Source organism: Streptodolium elevatio, from assembly GCF_040649515.1.
GTDB classification, from domain to species: domain Bacteria; phylum Actinomycetota; class Actinomycetes; order Streptomycetales; family Streptomycetaceae; genus Yinghuangia; species Yinghuangia elevatio.
This window is the reverse complement of the sequence record NZ_JBEZFP010000075.1, coordinates 12598-28298: the sequence shown is the minus strand read 5'-3', so window position 1 is coordinate 28298 and position 15701 is coordinate 12598. Positions and strand designations below refer to the sequence as shown.

Below are 15701 nucleotides of genomic sequence, written 5' to 3'. Positions count from 1 at the left end.
CGTGTCCCGCTAACCCACCGAGAAGTGCGGGTTCTCCATCACGCCCAGCACGCTGCCCTGCGGGTCCAACACGGTCGCCACGCGGATGCCGCCGCCGACCTCGCGTACGGCGGCGTGCGGCTCGGCCCCGCGTTCCAGCAGGAGCGCCAACGCCGAGTCCGCGTCCTCGACGCCCCAGTACGTCACCGGCAGTTCGCCCAGCAACTCAATGGGCTGCAAGGCGAGTTCATAGCCGCCGACGTCGAACCCCACGTAGTACGGCTCGGCGAAATAGGGCTCGAAGCCCAACACCTGGGCGTACCAGGCCGTGGCGGCGGCAAGGTCGGTCGCGGGGTATACGACGGTTCGCAGTCCGAGCAGCATCGAAGATCGTCCGTTCGCCGGGGATCCCACTCTCGCACAGCACGGCTCTCGCACAGCACGGCTCTCACACAGCGCGGCTCTCACACAGCGCGGCGGTGCCGCCGCCGATCACCGACCAGGTCCGTCCGGCGGTCCCGCCGACCGCTGCCCGGATCGGGTGTACCGCTCAGATCGGCCGGTCGCCGACGATGGTCACGCGCTCCATGACCCGCGGATGGGGGTAGTAGTCGGCGCTGGCGTAGTGCTGCGTGGCGCGGTTGTCCCAGAACGCCACCGTGCCGGGACGCCAGTGCAGCCGGACCTGGTACTCGGGGTGGCGCGCCTGGTCGTACAAGTAGGCGAGCAGGTCCCCGCTCTCCGCGTCCGGCAGCCCGACGATGTGACTGGTGAAGATGCGGTTGACATAGAGGAGCCGGCGGCCGGTCTCCGGGTGCGTGCGGATCACCGGATGTGTGACCGCCGGGTACTTGCGTTGCTGGCGGGCCAGTTCGTCGGCCGACAGTTGGGAGCCGAAGGTCCGCGTGAAGTCGTGGACGGCGGCGAGTGTGTCCAGGCGCTTGCGCGTGTCCGCCGGCAGGCCGTCGTACGCGGCGCCCATGTCCGACCACAGCGTGTCGCCGCCGACGTCGGGTACGCGTACCGCACGCAGGATCGACCCCATCGGCGGCGTGGTCTCGAACGAGGCGTCGGAGTGCCAGACGTTCTCGACGGCCGGCGAGTCCGCGCCGCGGCTGAGCCGGACGACCTCGGGCACGTCGGCCTTGGGCAGGAAGGGGTGCACTTCCGGGGTGCCCCACCACCGCGCGAGATCGCGGTGTTGACGGGCGGTCAGGTCCTGGTCGCGGAAGAACAGCACCTTCCACTCCAGGAGTGCGCGGTGGAGTTCGGCGTGCAGCTCGGCGGTGAGCGGCGCGCCCAGGTCGACGCCGGAGATCTCGGCGCCGATCACCGGAGTGCAGGGCGCGAGCCCGAACAGCCGGTAGGGGGCGGACTCTTCGAAGTCCCCGGTCGGACTCAGCTCGCGGACCGGCACCGCGGATATGCCGTTGTCGAAGACGGGGCGCGGCAGGGTCTGGGCGTGCGTCATATGGTTCTCCCAAGAGGGGTGGCGCCCGCCGTCGCCGAGCGCAGCGTCCAGGACCGGGCCGGCGCCGTGAGCAGCGCGGTCGCGGTGTCGACGAGGTCGGCGACGAAGAGGTCGAGCGGCATCGTGCCGCCGCCCGGACCCCGGTCGGCGGGCGGGTTGTCGAGGTGCGCCGCTCGGCCCACGGACGTGCGCAGTTCGCGGTCGGCGAGCGCGTGGACGACGAACGAGCAGAAGTGGTGCCAGCGTTGGGCGCGGATCGTGTCCGGCAGGCCGGCCGTGAGTTCCATGGCACGGCGGTACAGGACGAGCAGCCCTTGGGTGTGCGGCCGCTCGCCCAATTGCGCGGGCTGCATGACCACCGCGTCCGGACTCACGGTGTACGTCGCCTGGACGCAGAACCGCAGGTACCAGCTCGGCGCGCCGCCCTCGCGCAGGAGTTCGGCCATCGGGAGGGTGAACGCCTCGGCGACGGCGTACGGGTCGCGCGCCCGCCCCTCGAGGTCGTGGCTCTCGATGAGGCCCGTGCGGCGCGCGTTGATCGGTGCCATCCGATGTTCGAAGATCGCGCCGACCAGGTCCTCCTTCGCGCCGAAGTGGTACCGGACGGCGTTGGTGTTGCGCTGCCCGGCCTCCGCCGCGATCTCCCGCACGGACACTCCGTTGATGCCGCGTTCCGCGAACAGGCGCTCGCCGGCGGCGATCAGGTGCAGCCGGGTGGCCGCGGTGGTCCTGTCCATAAACAGAAATTAACGCGCCTGCGTTAACTTATCAAGGGCGTGATTCCCCGGCCGCCCCGGCGACGTTGGCGATCATGCGCTGCAGCACCCGCACGGTCGTCGCGTAGTCGGCGTCGCTGATGCCCTCGTGGATGTGCGCCCGCACCGACGGCCCGATCTCCTTGACGCGCAGCCGCGCCGCCTCGCCCTCCGGCGTGATCCGCACCCGGCCGTCGCCCTCCTCGGCCAGCCATCCGCGCGCGACCAGTGCGGCGGCCTCCGGCCCGAGGTCGTCGGTGGGCAGCAGGTAGGTGCTCATCGCCTCGGCGAGTTCTTCGAGCGACTGCGGCGCCCCGTCCGGCGACAGGTCGTCGGCGGAGAGGTTGCGCAGCAGCCAGAACTGCGGCTGCGTGATCCCGATCTCCGCTTGGCGGCTGCGGATGTACGCGATGACCTCGCGGTGCGCGAGCCCCGTCCAATAGCCGACCGGCTGCCCGGCAAGCGCCGCGTCGGTGGCGGGCACGGCAGCGGTGTTCGTGGTGGCAGTCGTCGCCTGGGTGTCGTTCATCGGGATCCCCTCCGGTTCGTGCGGTCCGTCGTGATCTTCACGCTACGCACGGCCCGCACCGGGCGAATCCGTAGAACTACCGGGATGCGCTACGGAAGCAGCGCCTCCCCCAGCACGCGCCAATGAGGCATGGCCGACTCGCCGGGCCGCACGCCGATGACCTGGATGCCGACGTGGTCGGCCCCCGCGTCCACGTGGCCGCGCAGCTTCTTGACGACGGCGTCGGGGTCGCCCCAGAAGACGAGGTCGTCCACGAACCGGTCGCTGCCGCCGTGTGCGAGGTCGTCGTCGGTGTAGCCGAGCCGGCGGAACTTCGCGATGTTGAACTCGGAGGCCAGGTAGCCGCTCAGGTGTTCGCGGGCGACCGCGCGGGCGGTGGCGGCGTCGGTCTCGAACAGCACCGCGTGCTCGACCCCCAGGAACGCGTCCGCCCCCAAGATCTCGCGGGACTGCTCCGTGTGCGCCACGTTCACGTGGTAGGTGTGGGCCCCGGCCGAACGGTCGCGCGCCAGCTCCAGCATCTTCGGACCGTACGCCGCAAGGATCCGCCGCATCGGCGCGGCGGGCGCCGGATTGGGCGTCTCCAGCGCGTCCAACTCGTCCAGGTACTCGACCATCGCAGCGTACGGCTTCGTCCCCGGCTTTCCGCCGCTGACCCCGAGCCCGAGGACGTGGCGGTCGGGGTACGCGTCGGCCAGCAGCAGCCCGGCACCGTACGTCCAGCGCGCCTCCCGCGACCAGATCCGCGCGATCCCGTTGACGACGTGCATCCGCTCGGTCAACGCGAGCAGGAACCCGGCGTGCGTCAGCGCCTCGCGCCCGTCACGCTCGGGGATCCACACCGCCCGCCAACCCAGCGCCTCCAGTTCCTGTGCGGCGTCGCGGATGCCGGCCGCGGGCAGGTCCTCGAAGTCGAAGGTCCAGATCCCGAAAGCACCCAGGTCCAAGCCGTCCAAATCACGCATAACGCCACTCCTCGTAAAGACGCGACCGCGTCGCCGACGCATCGAAGTATCGCAGATTTACGATATGACGAGCAAGCGGCCACCTCCGCGCAGGCCGCGCACGGGGCTAGGTCGTGTCTTCAAATTCTCGCCGGGCCCGCGAACCGACGCGAATTTGAAGACACTCCCTAGAGCGCCTTCCCCAATTCCGCCACGAGGCCCGCGATCCGCGCCTCGTCGCGCTTGTAATGCGTCCACTTCCCGACCCGCGTGGCACGCACCAGCCCCGCCCGCTGCAACTCGGCCATGTACGCCGACACCGTCGACTGGGCCAGCCCCACCTTCGCCTGGATGTGGCTCACACACACGCCCACGTCGTGCGGATCGGCGATCGCCCCGGTCAGGTCGAAGTTCCGCGCCGGATCCCGCAGCCACATCAGCAGTTGCAGCCGCATCGGATTCGACAACGCCCGCAGTGCCCCGACCAGATCGGAGTCCGTCGCGATCGCACTCTCAGCCATGCCCCCGACGATACCCAACGACATTTCGCAAGTTTTCGATGGGACCAGGTCCACTCGGTCGCCACCAGGCCGGCCACTGTCACCGCACTCCGGTCGCGGTCCGTCTGCCAACCGTGAGCTTCTTCCGCCCCGCCGAGTGCGTCAGCTCACCTCCACGGGCGTGCGGCGCCGGTGCGACGGTGCCGGTGCGGGCGCTCGCGGTACGCTCCGGCGGAGGCGTCGGTTCCGGGCGCCCGTTCCACGCGACCGACCGGGGAGGCACCATGACGGACCGTCGGCGGCGGGGGTCCGGCTCCGGACCGCGCACCCCCCGGCGCGGGCCCGGCGAGTTGGAGGCCGCGGTCCTCGGGCTGCTCTGGGCCTCGGACGCGCCCGCCACGGCCACGTGGGTGCAGCAGCGCATCGGCGACGACCTGGCGTACAGCACCGTGGTGACGATCATGTCGCGGCTCTACGACAAGGGGCTGCTGACCCGCAGCCGGCACGGGCGCTCGTACGCCTACCAGCCCGTCTCCGACGAAGCCGGCCTCGCCGCCCGCCGGATGCGGCAGGTGCTGGACCGCGAGGACGACCGGGCCGCCGTGCTGGCGAGCTTCGTCTCGGACCTGTCCGACGAGGACGAGAGAACGCTGCGCGAACTCCTGCGCCGCGAGGCGCGGGATCCGGAAGACGGCCGCGGGGGCTGACCGGTGCGTCTGGCGGTCTACCTGCCCCTGATCCTGCCGCTGACGGCGCTGCCGGTGGCGCGGCTGGCGAGCGACCACTTGCATCCGCGTACCGCGACCCGCCTGCTCACGGCCGTCGCCGTGGTGCTCGCCGCGTGCAGCACGTTGTGCCTGGCCCTGCTCATGGTCGTGGGCACCGCCCAGGTCCCGGGCAATCCGCTGCCGGACGGCTGGGCCGATCCGGAGGTGCGCGACGAGGTCCCGCTCGTCCGGGTGTCCGGCTCGATCGCGATCGCGGGCCTGCTGGTGGTCCTCGTCGCGGCCGCGGTGGTGCTGCGCCGCGCGGCCCGGGTCCGGCGCGACGCCCTGAAGGCGATCGACGGGCTGCCGGACGACGGCGGCGTGGCGGTGCTGCCCGATGCGGAGCCGTACGCCTTCGCCCTCCCCGGGCGCCGTCCCCGCGTCGTGGTCTCCACCGGCATGCTCGCGTGCCTGGACGCCCGGGAACGCCGCGCCCTCATAGCCCACGAGCGCGCCCACCTGGCCCGCCGGCACGACCGCGTGCTGCTCCTCGTCCGGCTCGCCGCGGCCAGCCAGCCGCTGCTGCGCCCGCTGCGCACGGCGATCTCCTATACCGTCGAACGCTGGGCCGACGAGGAGGCCGCCGAGGCGGTCGGCGACCGGCGTACGACGGCGCACGCGGTCGGCAAGGCCGCACTCGCGACGCGCCGCCCCGCGCGCCCGGGCCTGCCCGCCTTCGCCGCGCCCGCGTCCGGATCCACCCCCGGCCAGGTCCCGCGCCGGGTCGCGGCGCTGCTCGGCCCGACTCCGGACACCGCCTGGCCGGCCCCGCGTTCGCGTACCGGACTGGCCGCGATCGTGGCGGCGGCCGGCACCACGGTGTCGGTGGTGTCCGCGCTCAACGCGACGGTCGCGCTGTTCGTGATCCTCAAGGCCGCCACCGCGCTGTGAGACGCTGATTTATACTTCTACAATTCTGTAGATTGAAGGCACCCGGGCGGCCGCAGCCCGGGCGCACGACGCCGCCAATCGGGAGAAGCACATGGCCCTCTGGGACAAGTTCAAGCAGAACGCGCAGACCATGCAGACCCAGCTCATCGCGAAGAAGAACGACCTCAAGAGCGGGGCGTTCCGCGACGCGAGCATGGCGATGTGCGCGCTCGTGGCCGCCGCGGACGGCTCGATCGACCAGGCCGAGACCGCGAAGGTCGCGCAGCTCATCGCCAACAACGAGGTGCTGCGCAACTTCGACAAGGACGACCTGCAGCGGCGCTTCCACGCCCACGCCAACCAGCTCCAGTCGGACTTCCAGCTGGGCAAGGTCCAGGTCATGCAGGAGATCGCCAAGGCGAAGAAGAAGCCCGACGAGGCGCGCGCGGTCATCCAGATCGGCATCGTGATCGGCGGCGCGGACGGCGACTTCGACCCGCAGGAGCGGGCCGTGGTACGCGAGGCCTGCTTCGCGCTGGGCATCGCGCCCACCGAGTTCGACCTCTGATCGCTCCGCGGACCGGACCGGCCCGGACCGACCCGGGAAGGTGCCGGTCCGGTCCGCCGGTCCTCGCGCTCGGCACCGACGCCCGCGACGGGCCGTTCCCGCGCGCGGCGTTGCGCAAGGCGACCACGAACGATGGCGGACGTCCTGAAGGACCTGGTGCCACGCACCGTTCCCGGGGGCTGACGGCCGCCCGGCGACAGTGGCGCCGACCGGCAGGCGGTCGGCCAGGGTCACATACGACGACCCGGTCCTGGGCGCCGAGTTCATCGCCGCCGACGCCGCCGAGGGCGGTACCGCCTGACCGATGGACGCGGAGGCGGTCGCCCGTCTGACGCGGCGTCGGCTGCGCCTCGAGTCGGTGTACTTCCATGAGGCGGTAGGGGCGGAGTGCGGCACTCGGAAGAGGACATCGCGTACCACCACGCACGCGACGCCCTCTTCCACCGGCTGCTGCCCCTGACCGCCCAGTCCCCGATCCACCGCGCTCTGGGCCCGGTCCCTGAGCCTGGGCGGGCGACGGTCAGGCCCGGTCAGGCTCCCGTCACGTCCCGGAGCGGCCCAGACGGTCCATCAGGATCCCGGCGCCGCTGGTCAGTTCCAGCCCGCCGAACTTTCCCCGCTTCGCGTAGACGTACGTGATGGACTCCTGGAGCGGGATCATCAGGAAGTCCCGGCTGGTCACCTGGGCGAGGCGGGTGTAGGCGGCCTTGAGGTCCTCCGGCGTGGTCGCGGTACGGCTCGCCTCCAGCGCCGCGTCCGCATCGGGCGACGAGTAGTTGAGCCAGTTCGCGGGCGATTTGCTGTGCAGGGCGTTCCACAGCACGGGCTCCGCCGGGGTCGCGAGGTTGTAGTAAGCCGCCTGGTAGTCCTTGCCCACGAGCACCTTCGCCATCATCGCGTTGATGTCGACGTAGTCGATCTTGACGTTGATGTTCGGGACCAGGTTCCACTGCTGTTGCAGGTATTCGCCGGTCTTACCGCTGTTGGTGCTCTGCGGCATCATCAGCGTCACGTTCAACGGCTTGCCCTCGTCGGCGAGTTGCTTGGCCAGCGCGGCCGCTTTCGCGGTGTCCTGGCGCGGCGTCGGGACCGCGTTCTGGTCGATCTGCGTCGAGGTGACCGCGAACAGGCTCTTGGGCGTGACGACCTTGCCGTCGTACATGATCTTGTTGAAGCCGTCCGGGTCGATCGCGAGGGTCAGGGCCTCGCGCGCCCGCGGGTCGTCGAGCGGTGCCTTGGCCATGTTGAAGAGGACGCCGCCGGGCCCGTTCAGGGCCAGTTCGGTGACGTCCATGCCGGCGTCCTTGGCGAGGTTCGCGTTGCGGCTGTCCAGGGTGATCGCCATGTCGGAGCCGCCGGTGTCGACACTGTTGAAGGACTGCGTCTGGTCGGTGACGGTCTTGAACACCAGCTCGTCGAGGTAGGGCTTCCCGGCCTGCCAGTAGCCGGGGTTGCGGCCGTACGTCTGCTGGACCCCTTGCTGCCACGACTTGAGCAGGAACGGTCCCGCCCCGACCGGCTGGCGGGAGAAGCCCTTCGGGTCCTTCTGGTACGCGGTCGGGGAGACGACGTACGCGAGGTTCGCCGCCACGATCTGGTCGAACCGCGCGTTGGGCTGGGCGAGCGAGATGCGCAGCGTGCGCGCGTCCGCGACCTCCGTCGTCACGCCGCGCAGCGAACTGGCGTAGAGGGAGCGGTTGGCCGGGTCGGCCATGCGGTCCCAGGTGAACTTGACCGCGGCGGCGTCGAATACCGTGCCGTCGGAGAACTTCACGCCGTCCCGGACGACGAGTTGCCAGGTGCGCCCGCCGTCGGGCGTGGTGAGCGCCTCGGCGATCTGCGGCTTGATCTCGCCGGTCTTGCCGTCCGCGTACACGAGCACGTCGTAGAGGGCGTTGAGCCGCGAGTAGTCTGTGACGCTCGACATCGCCCCGGTGAAGGGGTCGAGGCCGCGCGATTCGGTCACGATGTTGATCGTCAGCGAACCCCCCGCACGCGGGCTCGCGGAGGTCAGTCCGTCGCCCGGTGCGGCGTCGGAGTCGTCGTCCGAGGAACCTCCGCAGGCGGCAAGCGCCAGAGCCGCGGCGGCCAGGACGAGGGCGAGTCTCTTTGTGGTCCGAAGGTGCACTGCACACTCCTCAATGACCGCTCAGTTTGAGAAAACCTCATGTATACAATAGGAAGTGGCCAAACTTGTCCACAGAACCGGAGTGTTGGGTTTCGGTGTTCCCTGCGGAGCACACATCCAGGAGGTCGTGATCGTTACTCGTCCGGGCATGCCGCGAACCGGGCGCGGCTCGGTGGGGCCCGACGGCCTCGCCCGCCCCACCAGCGCGCACCAGGTCGCCGAATACATCCGGCAGCTCATCTTCGACAACCACTTGCGCACCGGCGACCGCGTGCCGCAGGACGAGATCGCCGCCGAACTGCGGGTCAGCCGCGTGCCGGTGCGCGAGGCGGTGATCGCCCTCGACCGCGAGGGCTGGGTCACCAGCGAGCCGCACCGCGGCGCGTTCGTCAACGGGCTGGACGAGAACTCCACGCGGGACCATTACGGGATGCTCGGCCTGCTGTACGGGTACGCCGCCCGCCGTGCCACCGAACGCGGCACCGACGAGGAGATCGCGTCCCTGGAGGCGGGCCACCGAGCCCTCCAGGCGAGCACCGACGCCGACGAGTTCTTCGACCTGAACAACGCCTTCCTGCGGACCGTCCTCACGATGGCCAGGTCGCGCCGGATGACCGCGATGGCCCGGGTGTTCGCCACGAACCTCGTGCCGGGGAACTTCTTCGCCGAGGTCCCCGGCGTCATGGCGATCCAGAAGCGCGGCCTGCGTGCGGTGATGAAGGCGGTCAAGGGACGGGACGGGGAGAAGGCGCAGCAGGAACTCGCCGACGTGATCGGCAGGCAGGCCGACAACGTGGTGCAACTGCTCAAGAGCCGAGGGCTGCTGGCCCCCTGAGCAACCGCCTTCCTTTGGCAGGCCCTTCCGAGGACCCGCCTGCCACGTGCCCTTGGCCAGCCCTGACACCCGTCACCCGCCGACGGGCCGTGTTCCGATGACCCCCGCCTCCTCGAGTTCCGCCAGTTCGGCCGCTGTCAGGCCCAGCAGGCCGCCGAACACGTCGCCGTTGTGCTCCCCCAGCTTCGGCGCCGGACTCCGGTGGCGCGGGGCGTCCCCGTTCGCCCAGCGGGCCGGGAACAACGGGAGCGCCAGCCGGCCGGCCACGTCGTGGTCGACCGGCTGGAAGAACTCGCGTGCCACCAACTGCGGGTTGTCGTGGGCGCGTTCGGCCGGGACGACCTCGGCCGCGGGTACGCCGGCCCGCAGCAGCGCGTCCACGGTTCCGGCCCGGTCCCGGTCCGCCAGCACGGTGCCCAGCCACCCGTCGAGGCGGTCGTGCGCCTGGTGCCGGGCACGCGCGTACGCGAGTTCTTCCGGCGCCGCCCACTCCGGGTGCCCCAGCAGGCCCACCAGTTGGCGCCACTGTTCGTCGTCCTCGACGGAGAGCGCGAGGTAGCCTCCGTCGCCCCCGCAGCGGTACGCACCCTGCGGTGCGGCGGACGCCGAGCGGTTGCCGCGGCGTTCGGCGAGCACCCCGCGAGCGCTCCAGTCCACGACCTGTTCCGCCGTGACGCTCAACGCCGCGTCCACCAAAGGTGCTTCGATGCGCAGCCCGACCCCGGTCGCGCGGCGCAGCCGGATCGCGGCGAGCACCGCGAACGCGGCGTGCAGGCCGCCGAGAGGATCGCAGACTCCGCGCGGGACCATCGGGCGGCCGTCCGGGTGACCGGTGATGTAGGCGAGGCCGGCCGCCTGCTCCATGTTCTGGGCGAAGCCCGGCTGGTCGCGCCACGGTCCGCTGAGCCCCCACGCGGGCATGCGCGCCACGATCAGGTCGGGGCGTTCACCGGGGTCCGGGAGGAGTCCGAAGCGCTCGACCACCCGTGGCGAGTAGTTCTCGATGAAGATGTCGCATCGTTCGAGCAGTCGGCGGGCGAGGGAGACGCCGGCCGGCCTGGTCAGGTCGAGGGTGATGCCGCGCTTGCCGGTGTTGACGCTGTGGAAGAGCGGGGCGCGCTCCCAGGGGCGGTCGCCGGAGGTGGCGTACGCGGAACTCAGGCGCGTGCCGTCCGGGCGCTGCGTGGACTCCAGTTTGACGACGTCGGCGCCGAGCCAGGCCAGGATCTGGGTCACGCACGGCCCGGCCCAGTACGACGTGAAGTCGAAGACCCGCAGTCCGTCGAGCGGAAGCGGCGCGGCCGACCCGCCCGGGTCGCGCCCTCCCAGGTCGCTCCCGCCCGTGTCACCTCTGCCCGCGGTCGACTCGTCGGAGCCGAGCTCCGCCCGGAACTCCTCGGTGTTCGACCCGCGTTCGGGTGCCTCGCGGGGCGGCCGCGGCGGCAGGCCCGCGATGCGGTAGGGCACCACGGGCCGCAGGAACCCCAACCCGGGGTGCCGTACGAAGCTCCCCCTGGCTTTCATGTGGTCGAACTCCGGGGTGTCGCGCCCGTTGCCGACCGGCGCGACGGGGATCTTGCGGCGCATGGCCTCCGCGGCGATCTCCGCGGTCGTCCGGGTCCGCGCCCATGCGTCGATCTCGGGCCCGAGTTCGGCGGCGTGCAGGCCGCGCCGGTCGGCTCGGGAGTACTCGGGGTGGTCCGCCCACTCCGGCCGGCCGATCATCTCCGCGAACGCTCGGAACTGCGGGGCCGAGTTGGTGGCGAAGCCGACCCAGCCGTCCGAGGTCCGGATCACCGACGGGAGTTCGGTGTACAGGCGCGGCGGACCGGGCGGAACCGGCTCCGGGGCCAGCTGGTCGGCGACCGCCATGAAGCTGTTGAAGACCAGGGTCGCGACCTCCAGCATCGACACGTCCACGTGGTCGCCGCGTCCCGAGTCGGCGGCGGCCAGCAGCACGCCGAGCGCGCCGACCGCGGCCACGACCCCCGAGGCCCAGTCGGTCGTGTCGCCGCCGACCGCGAGCGGGCCGCTCTCGGCATCGCCCCGCCGCCCCGAGGAGCCGCCCCACGCCTGGAGCGTGAAGTCGTTGCCGGGCAGCCCCGCCCACGGTCCGGTCGTTCCGAACGGACTGATCGACACCACCACGCAACGCGGATGCTGTGCACGGATCTTGGTGAGGTCCGTGCCGCCCGGCAGGGTGCCGTCGGGGCGCACCGCGCCGACCGCGACGTCCGCCCAGCCAAGGAGCCGCGCGATCAACTCCGGGTCGTCGACGGCCGCGACGGAGCGCTTGCCCTCGTCGAGGTAGTGCCACAGCGGAGTGCGCTCCCGGACCATCGCCGTCGCGTCGGTCTCGACCTGGACCACGTCGGCACCGGCGTCGCTCAGCAGTTTGCCGCAGTATGCGGCGGCGATTCCCCCGGCGAACTCGACGACGCGTACACCGGCCAACGGCAGTGTCGCCTCGACCGCGCCCGCTCCCACGTCCCCTCCTGCGCCGCCGTTCCCCTCCCCCATCACTCCGTCCACTCCGTCTTGCGGTCCGCGCGCGTGGGCTGGCGGCCGGTGCGGAAGGGCGACAACTCGGCGTCGGCCATCAGGAAGCGGTGGACCGAGGTGAGGCGCGAGTAGAAGTCCCGGCGCCAACGCCCGAGTTTCGTGTCCGCGCGCTCCGCCTTCTCGGCCTCGGCCCACTGCTCCCAGCTGGGGATCGCCCAGAGCAGGAACGCCTCCGAGTCGCCGGTCATCGCGGTCTCCCATGCGCCCGCGAGCTCCCAGCCGTGCTCGGACAGCAGCGGTTCGCCGCCCTCGGCGACGCGCTCGAGGAGTTCGCGCGCCTTCCCCGGGGTGGTGCGCAGTTGCTCATGGGCGTACGTCTCGCCGCGCACGCCGTCCGCGCACAGTTCCTCGATCGTCCGGGTCCACGGTGCCGGGACGAGCAGGCGGTCCTCGCCGTGGGAACGGAACTTCGCGGCCTCGGCCCACCACTTGGCCAGCGCCGGGTCCTGGAGTCCGGCGCCGGCGAACTCGTGGCGGAAGGACGCGGCCATGCCGTCGAAGCCGTCTTCCTCCCAGAGGTTGACGACGGACGGCCACTCGCGCGTCGTGCCGACCACGCCCCATACGCCGTAACAGAGTTGCTGGCGCTCCTCCTGGGCGATCGGGCTCCAGTTGGCGGTCATGTGGTGCATGTAGTTGGCGCGGTTGTGGCCGATGATGTCGATGAACTCGTGGATGTAGAGCTTGTCGTTGGCCATCGTGCGTCGTCGCTCCCCGCGGTCCCCCGGCGCCCGGCCGAGTCCGGCGCCGCATACCGGGCCACTCCAGCACGAGTTGATATTGTATTCAATACGCGCCGGCGATTCTGCCCTACGATTGTATACATGATACGAGCGCGCATGGATGACGGCTTCGGGATCATCACCCTCGACGACGCGGCCCACCGCAACGCCCTGTCGCCCGCCCTCAGCAGGGCACTCGCCGACGGTGTCGGCGATCTCCTAGACCGCGGCGCCCGCGCACTCGTACTGACCGCCGCACCACCGGTCTTCTGCGCCGGAGGCAGTCTCGACGAACTGGAGAAGGGTCCGGCCCTCGACCTCGACGCCGCCTACGCGGGGCCGTCCGCGCTGGCCGCCGCCCCTGTCCCCACCCTGGCGGCCGTCGACGGCGCCTGCCTCGGCGCCGGCGTGAACCTCCCGCTCGCCTGCGATGTCATCCTCGCCACGCCGCGCGCGGTCTTCGACCCACGCTGGCTCGACGTGGGAATCCACCCGGGCGGTGCGCACATGTGGCGGCTGGAACAGCGCGTGGGACGCCAGACCGCGGCGGCCATGGTCCTGTTCGGCGCCACGCTGACCGGCGAGCAGGCCGTCGCCCACAACCTCGCGTTCGCCTGTGTCGACCCGGACGTCCTGATGCGCGAGGCCTCCGCCCTCGCCCGCCGCGCCGCGCGACGCGATCCGGACCTCGTACGCCGCACCAAGGCCACCCTCGCCGCGAACGACACCGTGTCCGGCCCGGCGCAGGCGCACGACCTGGAGCGCTCCGCGCAACTCTGGTCGCTGTCACGCGAGGGCTTCACCGAGCACGTCAAGGCGCTCCGTGCCCGGCTGGGCGCACGCGACTGACCGCCGTCGCCATCCCTCACCGCCCATCGCGGCCCGTCACCGCCCATCACGTTCCAGCACGGCCCGCAGCCGCCTGCCCCAGCCCCCGCTGCCGGCCACTGCCGCCGATCCAAACATCTCCAGCAAGAACCGGGTTTTCAATTCACGCCGACTGCCCCGCGCCGCCCACCGCCCCGCCGACCCGCGCGGGCGCCGCTAGACTGCGCTGCGTGCCGACCAGCGAACTCCCCCCGCGCGCCCTGGAGGGCATGACCCGGGCCCAGCTCGCGCGTCGGGGACGCATCACCGACGCGGTGATCGAACTTGTCGCCGAGTCGGGCCCCGACGTGCTCCAGATGCGGGACGTCGCGGCGCGCTCCGGCATCTCGCTCGGCACCATCTACCGGTACTTCTCCTCCAAGGAGCACCTCCTCGCGGCGGCCGTCGCCGACTGGCAGGAGCGCCTGACCCGGCAGGTCCTGACCGAGATGGGGTCGAGCCGGGCGAACCGCCCCGCGGATTCCGGCGCCGAGGAGCGCGTACTCCGCTACGCCCGCCGCGAACTGCGGGCGTTCCAGCGGCATCCGCATTTCGCCCGCCTCACGGTGGCCATGGTCGCGTCGGCCGATCCGTACGCGAGCGAGATGATCGCGCGCATGCACGTCTCGTCCGACGAGGCGATGGCCGCGCTGATGCACGACGTCCCGGCGGAGCACGCCGGGACCATCCAGGTGGCGGTCCAGGCGGTCGTGCTGACCGGGCTGGTGGCCTGGGTGACCGACCGCAAGACGTGGACGGACATCCTCTCCGACCTCGAACGCGTGACCCGTCGCGTCTTCGCCGGCATCTGACCCCCGATCGCCAGCCTCCGACCGTTGACCCAAACAGGAATCGTGTTCTAGTTTCATCGCGTCGTGAGCCGCCGGGCGTTCGGCGCGTCCGCGTACGCCCGGCCGCACACGGCACCGCCCGGCACAGGCCCGGCAGCGACGCGACGTGGCTGCCGACGCCGTACCGGACCGACGGCGCACACGGAGATGAGGGGCCCACATGCTGCCCGAGAACTTCCGAGCATTCGACGCGGACAACCACTACTACGAGGCCCTCGACGCCTTCACCCGGCACCTGGAGCCCGAGTTCCGCAAGCGCTGCATGCAGTGGGCGCAAGTGGACGGCAAGACCCGGCTGCTCGTCGGCGGCAAGGTGAACAAGTTCATCCCCGACCCGACGTTCTCACGGCTGGCACAGCCCGGCGTGCTGGAGAACTGGTTCCGCGGCACGGCCACCGGATCGCTCATCGAGCAGTTCGGCGAACTGGAGCCCACCCGCCCGGAGTACCGGGACCGCGACGCCCGCCTGCGCGCGATGGACGAACTCGGCCTGGACGGCGCGATGTTCTTCCCGACCCTGGGTGTCGGCATGGAGCAGGCGCTGATCCACGACATCCCGGCGCTGTGCGCCGCCTTCCGCGCGTTCAACCGCTGGCTGGACGAAGACTGGGGATTCGCCTACCAGGAGCGGATCTTCGCGGCGCCGTACTTCACCCTCGCCGACCCCGAGAACGCGGTGCGCGAACTGGAGTGGGCGCTCGGCAGGGACGCCCGCGTGATCGTCATGCAGTACGGGCCGATCCGCACCGACCGCGGCTGGACCTCGCCCGGCGACCCCGCGCTCGAACCGTTCTGGGCACTCGCCGCCGAGGCCGGCGTCACCGTCGTCTACCACGGCGGCAACAGCGCGTACGCGCAACTCGTCTCGTGGTGGGGCGAGTCGCACGAGATGGAGGCGTTCCGCGCGACCCCGATGCGCGGCCTGATCAGCCCCGAGCCGATCGCGGACACCATCGCGGCGCTGCTGTCGTACGGCGTGCTCGCCCGGCATCCGCGGCTGCGGATCGCGGCGATCGAGACCGGCGCGGACTGGATCCCGCCGCTCTTCCAGCGCCTGAAGAAGTCCTACTCGCAACTGCCGCACGCCTGGGCCGAGGACCCGCGCGAGACGCTGCGCCAGAGGCTCTGGGTCTCCCCGTTCCACGAGAACGACCTGACCGCGCTGCGCGAGGTGATCGGTGTCGAGCGCATCATGCTGGGCTCGGACTGGCCGCACACCGAGGGCATCGCGCGGCCGCTGGACTTCGCGAAGGACCTCGACGCGGCCGGCTTCGGCGCCGACGAACAGGTCCGTGTGATGCGCACGAACGCCGAGTCCCTGGTCCGGCGCCTGCCCTGAACCGCTTCCGCCCC

General features: G+C 71.4%; 16 protein-coding genes. 7 read left to right on the top strand and 9 right to left on the bottom strand.

Annotation, left to right across the window (positions count from 1 at the left end):
- Nucleotides 1-9 precede the first annotated feature (9 nt).
- From AB0C36_RS25960 to AB0C36_RS25935, 6 genes are all read right to left on the bottom strand, one after another.
- Nucleotides 10-363 (bottom strand): VOC family protein, encoded by a 354-nt coding sequence (locus tag AB0C36_RS25960; RefSeq protein WP_358358078.1) that lies wholly within the window; start codon nucleotides 361-363, stop codon nucleotides 10-12.
- A gap of 166 nt (nucleotides 364-529) precedes the next feature.
- A complete protein-coding gene (locus AB0C36_RS25955; RefSeq protein WP_358358076.1) occupies nucleotides 530-1450 on the bottom strand; it encodes a TauD/TfdA dioxygenase family protein in 921 nt (306 codons plus the stop codon).
- The gene (locus AB0C36_RS25950) at nucleotides 1447-2187 is read right to left on the bottom strand and encodes a TetR/AcrR family transcriptional regulator (protein ID WP_358358074.1); all 741 of its coding nucleotides are present in this window, start codon (nucleotides 2185-2187) and stop codon (nucleotides 1447-1449) included. Before AB0C36_RS25950 ends, AB0C36_RS25955 begins: the two co-directional genes overlap by 4 nt.
- 31 nt (nucleotides 2188-2218) lie before the next feature.
- A complete protein-coding gene (locus tag AB0C36_RS25945; RefSeq protein WP_358358072.1) occupies nucleotides 2219-2734 on the bottom strand; it encodes a MarR family winged helix-turn-helix transcriptional regulator in 516 nt (171 codons plus the stop codon).
- 89 nt (nucleotides 2735-2823) lie between these two features.
- On the bottom strand, nucleotides 2824-3699 hold the full coding sequence (locus AB0C36_RS25940) for a TIGR03620 family F420-dependent LLM class oxidoreductase (RefSeq protein WP_358358070.1): 876 nt from the start codon (nucleotides 3697-3699) through the stop codon (nucleotides 2824-2826).
- 167 nt (nucleotides 3700-3866) lie between these two features.
- The gene (locus AB0C36_RS25935; RefSeq protein ID WP_358358068.1) at nucleotides 3867-4199 is read right to left on the bottom strand and encodes an ArsR/SmtB family transcription factor; all 333 of its coding nucleotides are present in this window, start codon (nucleotides 4197-4199) and stop codon (nucleotides 3867-3869) included.
- A 263-nt stretch (nucleotides 4200-4462) separates the two neighbouring features.
- On the opposite strand from AB0C36_RS25935, the gene AB0C36_RS25930 reads away from it, so the two are divergent.
- From AB0C36_RS25930 to AB0C36_RS25920, 3 genes are all read left to right on the top strand, one after another.
- Complete coding sequence (locus AB0C36_RS25930) at nucleotides 4463-4885, top strand: BlaI/MecI/CopY family transcriptional regulator (RefSeq protein ID WP_358358065.1); 423 nt, start codon at nucleotides 4463-4465, stop codon at nucleotides 4883-4885.
- A gap of 3 nt (nucleotides 4886-4888) precedes the next feature.
- Nucleotides 4889-5836 (top strand): M56 family metallopeptidase, encoded by a 948-nt coding sequence (locus tag AB0C36_RS25925; protein WP_358358063.1) that lies wholly within the window; start codon nucleotides 4889-4891, stop codon nucleotides 5834-5836.
- A gap of 91 nt (nucleotides 5837-5927) precedes the next feature.
- Nucleotides 5928-6383 carry a tellurite resistance TerB family protein gene (locus tag AB0C36_RS25920; RefSeq protein ID WP_358358060.1) on the top strand — a complete coding sequence of 152 codons (456 nt, stop codon included), beginning with the start codon at nucleotides 5928-5930 and terminating at the stop codon, nucleotides 6381-6383.
- A gap of 541 nt (nucleotides 6384-6924) precedes the next feature.
- Here AB0C36_RS25920 and AB0C36_RS25915 read toward each other — a convergent pair.
- On the bottom strand, nucleotides 6925-8511 hold the full coding sequence (locus AB0C36_RS25915; protein ID WP_358358058.1) for an ABC transporter substrate-binding protein: 1587 nt from the start codon (nucleotides 8509-8511) through the stop codon (nucleotides 6925-6927).
- 148 nt (nucleotides 8512-8659) lie between these two features.
- Between AB0C36_RS25915 and AB0C36_RS25910 the strand changes: the two genes are divergently transcribed.
- Nucleotides 8660-9346 (top strand): GntR family transcriptional regulator, encoded by a 687-nt coding sequence (locus AB0C36_RS25910; RefSeq protein WP_358358055.1) that lies wholly within the window; start codon nucleotides 8660-8662, stop codon nucleotides 9344-9346.
- A gap of 72 nt (nucleotides 9347-9418) precedes the next feature.
- Here AB0C36_RS25910 and AB0C36_RS25905 read toward each other — a convergent pair whose 3' ends face one another.
- Both AB0C36_RS25905 and AB0C36_RS25900 read right to left on the bottom strand, forming a co-directional pair.
- Nucleotides 9419-11833 carry a CaiB/BaiF CoA transferase family protein gene (locus tag AB0C36_RS25905; protein ID WP_358358052.1) on the bottom strand — a complete coding sequence of 805 codons (2415 nt, stop codon included), beginning with the start codon at nucleotides 11831-11833 and terminating at the stop codon, nucleotides 9419-9421.
- 32 nt (nucleotides 11834-11865) lie between these two features.
- A complete protein-coding gene (locus AB0C36_RS25900) occupies nucleotides 11866-12606 on the bottom strand; it encodes an NIPSNAP family protein (RefSeq protein ID WP_358358049.1) in 741 nt (246 codons plus the stop codon).
- A 126-nt stretch (nucleotides 12607-12732) separates the two neighbouring features.
- Here AB0C36_RS25900 and AB0C36_RS25895 point away from each other — a divergent pair, with 126 nt between their 5' ends.
- From AB0C36_RS25895 to AB0C36_RS25885, 3 genes are all read left to right on the top strand, one after another.
- Nucleotides 12733-13479 (top strand): enoyl-CoA hydratase-related protein, encoded by a 747-nt coding sequence (locus AB0C36_RS25895; RefSeq protein ID WP_358358046.1) that lies wholly within the window; start codon nucleotides 12733-12735, stop codon nucleotides 13477-13479.
- A gap of 209 nt (nucleotides 13480-13688) precedes the next feature.
- Nucleotides 13689-14309, top strand: a complete 621-nt coding sequence (locus AB0C36_RS25890) for a TetR family transcriptional regulator (protein ID WP_358358044.1) — start codon at nucleotides 13689-13691, stop codon at nucleotides 14307-14309.
- 199 nt (nucleotides 14310-14508) lie between these two features.
- Nucleotides 14509-15687 carry an amidohydrolase family protein gene (locus AB0C36_RS25885; protein WP_358358042.1) on the top strand — a complete coding sequence of 393 codons (1179 nt, stop codon included), beginning with the start codon at nucleotides 14509-14511 and terminating at the stop codon, nucleotides 15685-15687.
- Nucleotides 15688-15701: the final 14 nt, after the last annotated feature.

Excerpts from the sequence above, each read along its gene's own strand:
- AB0C36_RS25960 (WP_358358078.1), bottom strand. The coding sequence starts at position 363 with ATGCTGCTCGGACTGCGAACCGTCGTATACCCCGCGACCGACCTTGCC.
- AB0C36_RS25955 (WP_358358076.1), bottom strand. The coding sequence starts at position 1,450 with ATGACGCACGCCCAGACCCTGCCGCGCCCCGTCTTCGACAACGGCATA.
- AB0C36_RS25950 (WP_358358074.1), bottom strand. The coding sequence starts at position 2,187 with ATGGACAGGACCACCGCGGCCACCCGGCTGCACCTGATCGCCGCCGGC.
- AB0C36_RS25945 (WP_358358072.1), bottom strand. The coding sequence starts at position 2,734 with ATGAACGACACCCAGGCGACGACTGCCACCACGAACACCGCTGCCGTG.
- AB0C36_RS25940 (WP_358358070.1), bottom strand. The coding sequence starts at position 3,699 with ATGCGTGATTTGGACGGCTTGGACCTGGGTGCTTTCGGGATCTGGACC.
- AB0C36_RS25935 (WP_358358068.1), bottom strand. The coding sequence starts at position 4,199 with ATGGCTGAGAGTGCGATCGCGACGGACTCCGATCTGGTCGGGGCACTG.
- AB0C36_RS25930 (WP_358358065.1), top strand. The coding sequence starts at position 4,463 with ATGACGGACCGTCGGCGGCGGGGGTCCGGCTCCGGACCGCGCACCCCC.
- AB0C36_RS25920 (WP_358358060.1), top strand. The coding sequence starts at position 5,928 with ATGGCCCTCTGGGACAAGTTCAAGCAGAACGCGCAGACCATGCAGACC.
- AB0C36_RS25910 (WP_358358055.1), top strand. The coding sequence starts at position 8,660 with ATGCCGCGAACCGGGCGCGGCTCGGTGGGGCCCGACGGCCTCGCCCGC.
- AB0C36_RS25900 (WP_358358049.1), bottom strand. The coding sequence starts at position 12,606 with ATGGCCAACGACAAGCTCTACATCCACGAGTTCATCGACATCATCGGC.
- AB0C36_RS25895 (WP_358358046.1), top strand. The coding sequence starts at position 12,733 with ATGATACGAGCGCGCATGGATGACGGCTTCGGGATCATCACCCTCGAC.
- AB0C36_RS25885 (WP_358358042.1), top strand. The coding sequence starts at position 14,509 with ATGCTGCCCGAGAACTTCCGAGCATTCGACGCGGACAACCACTACTAC.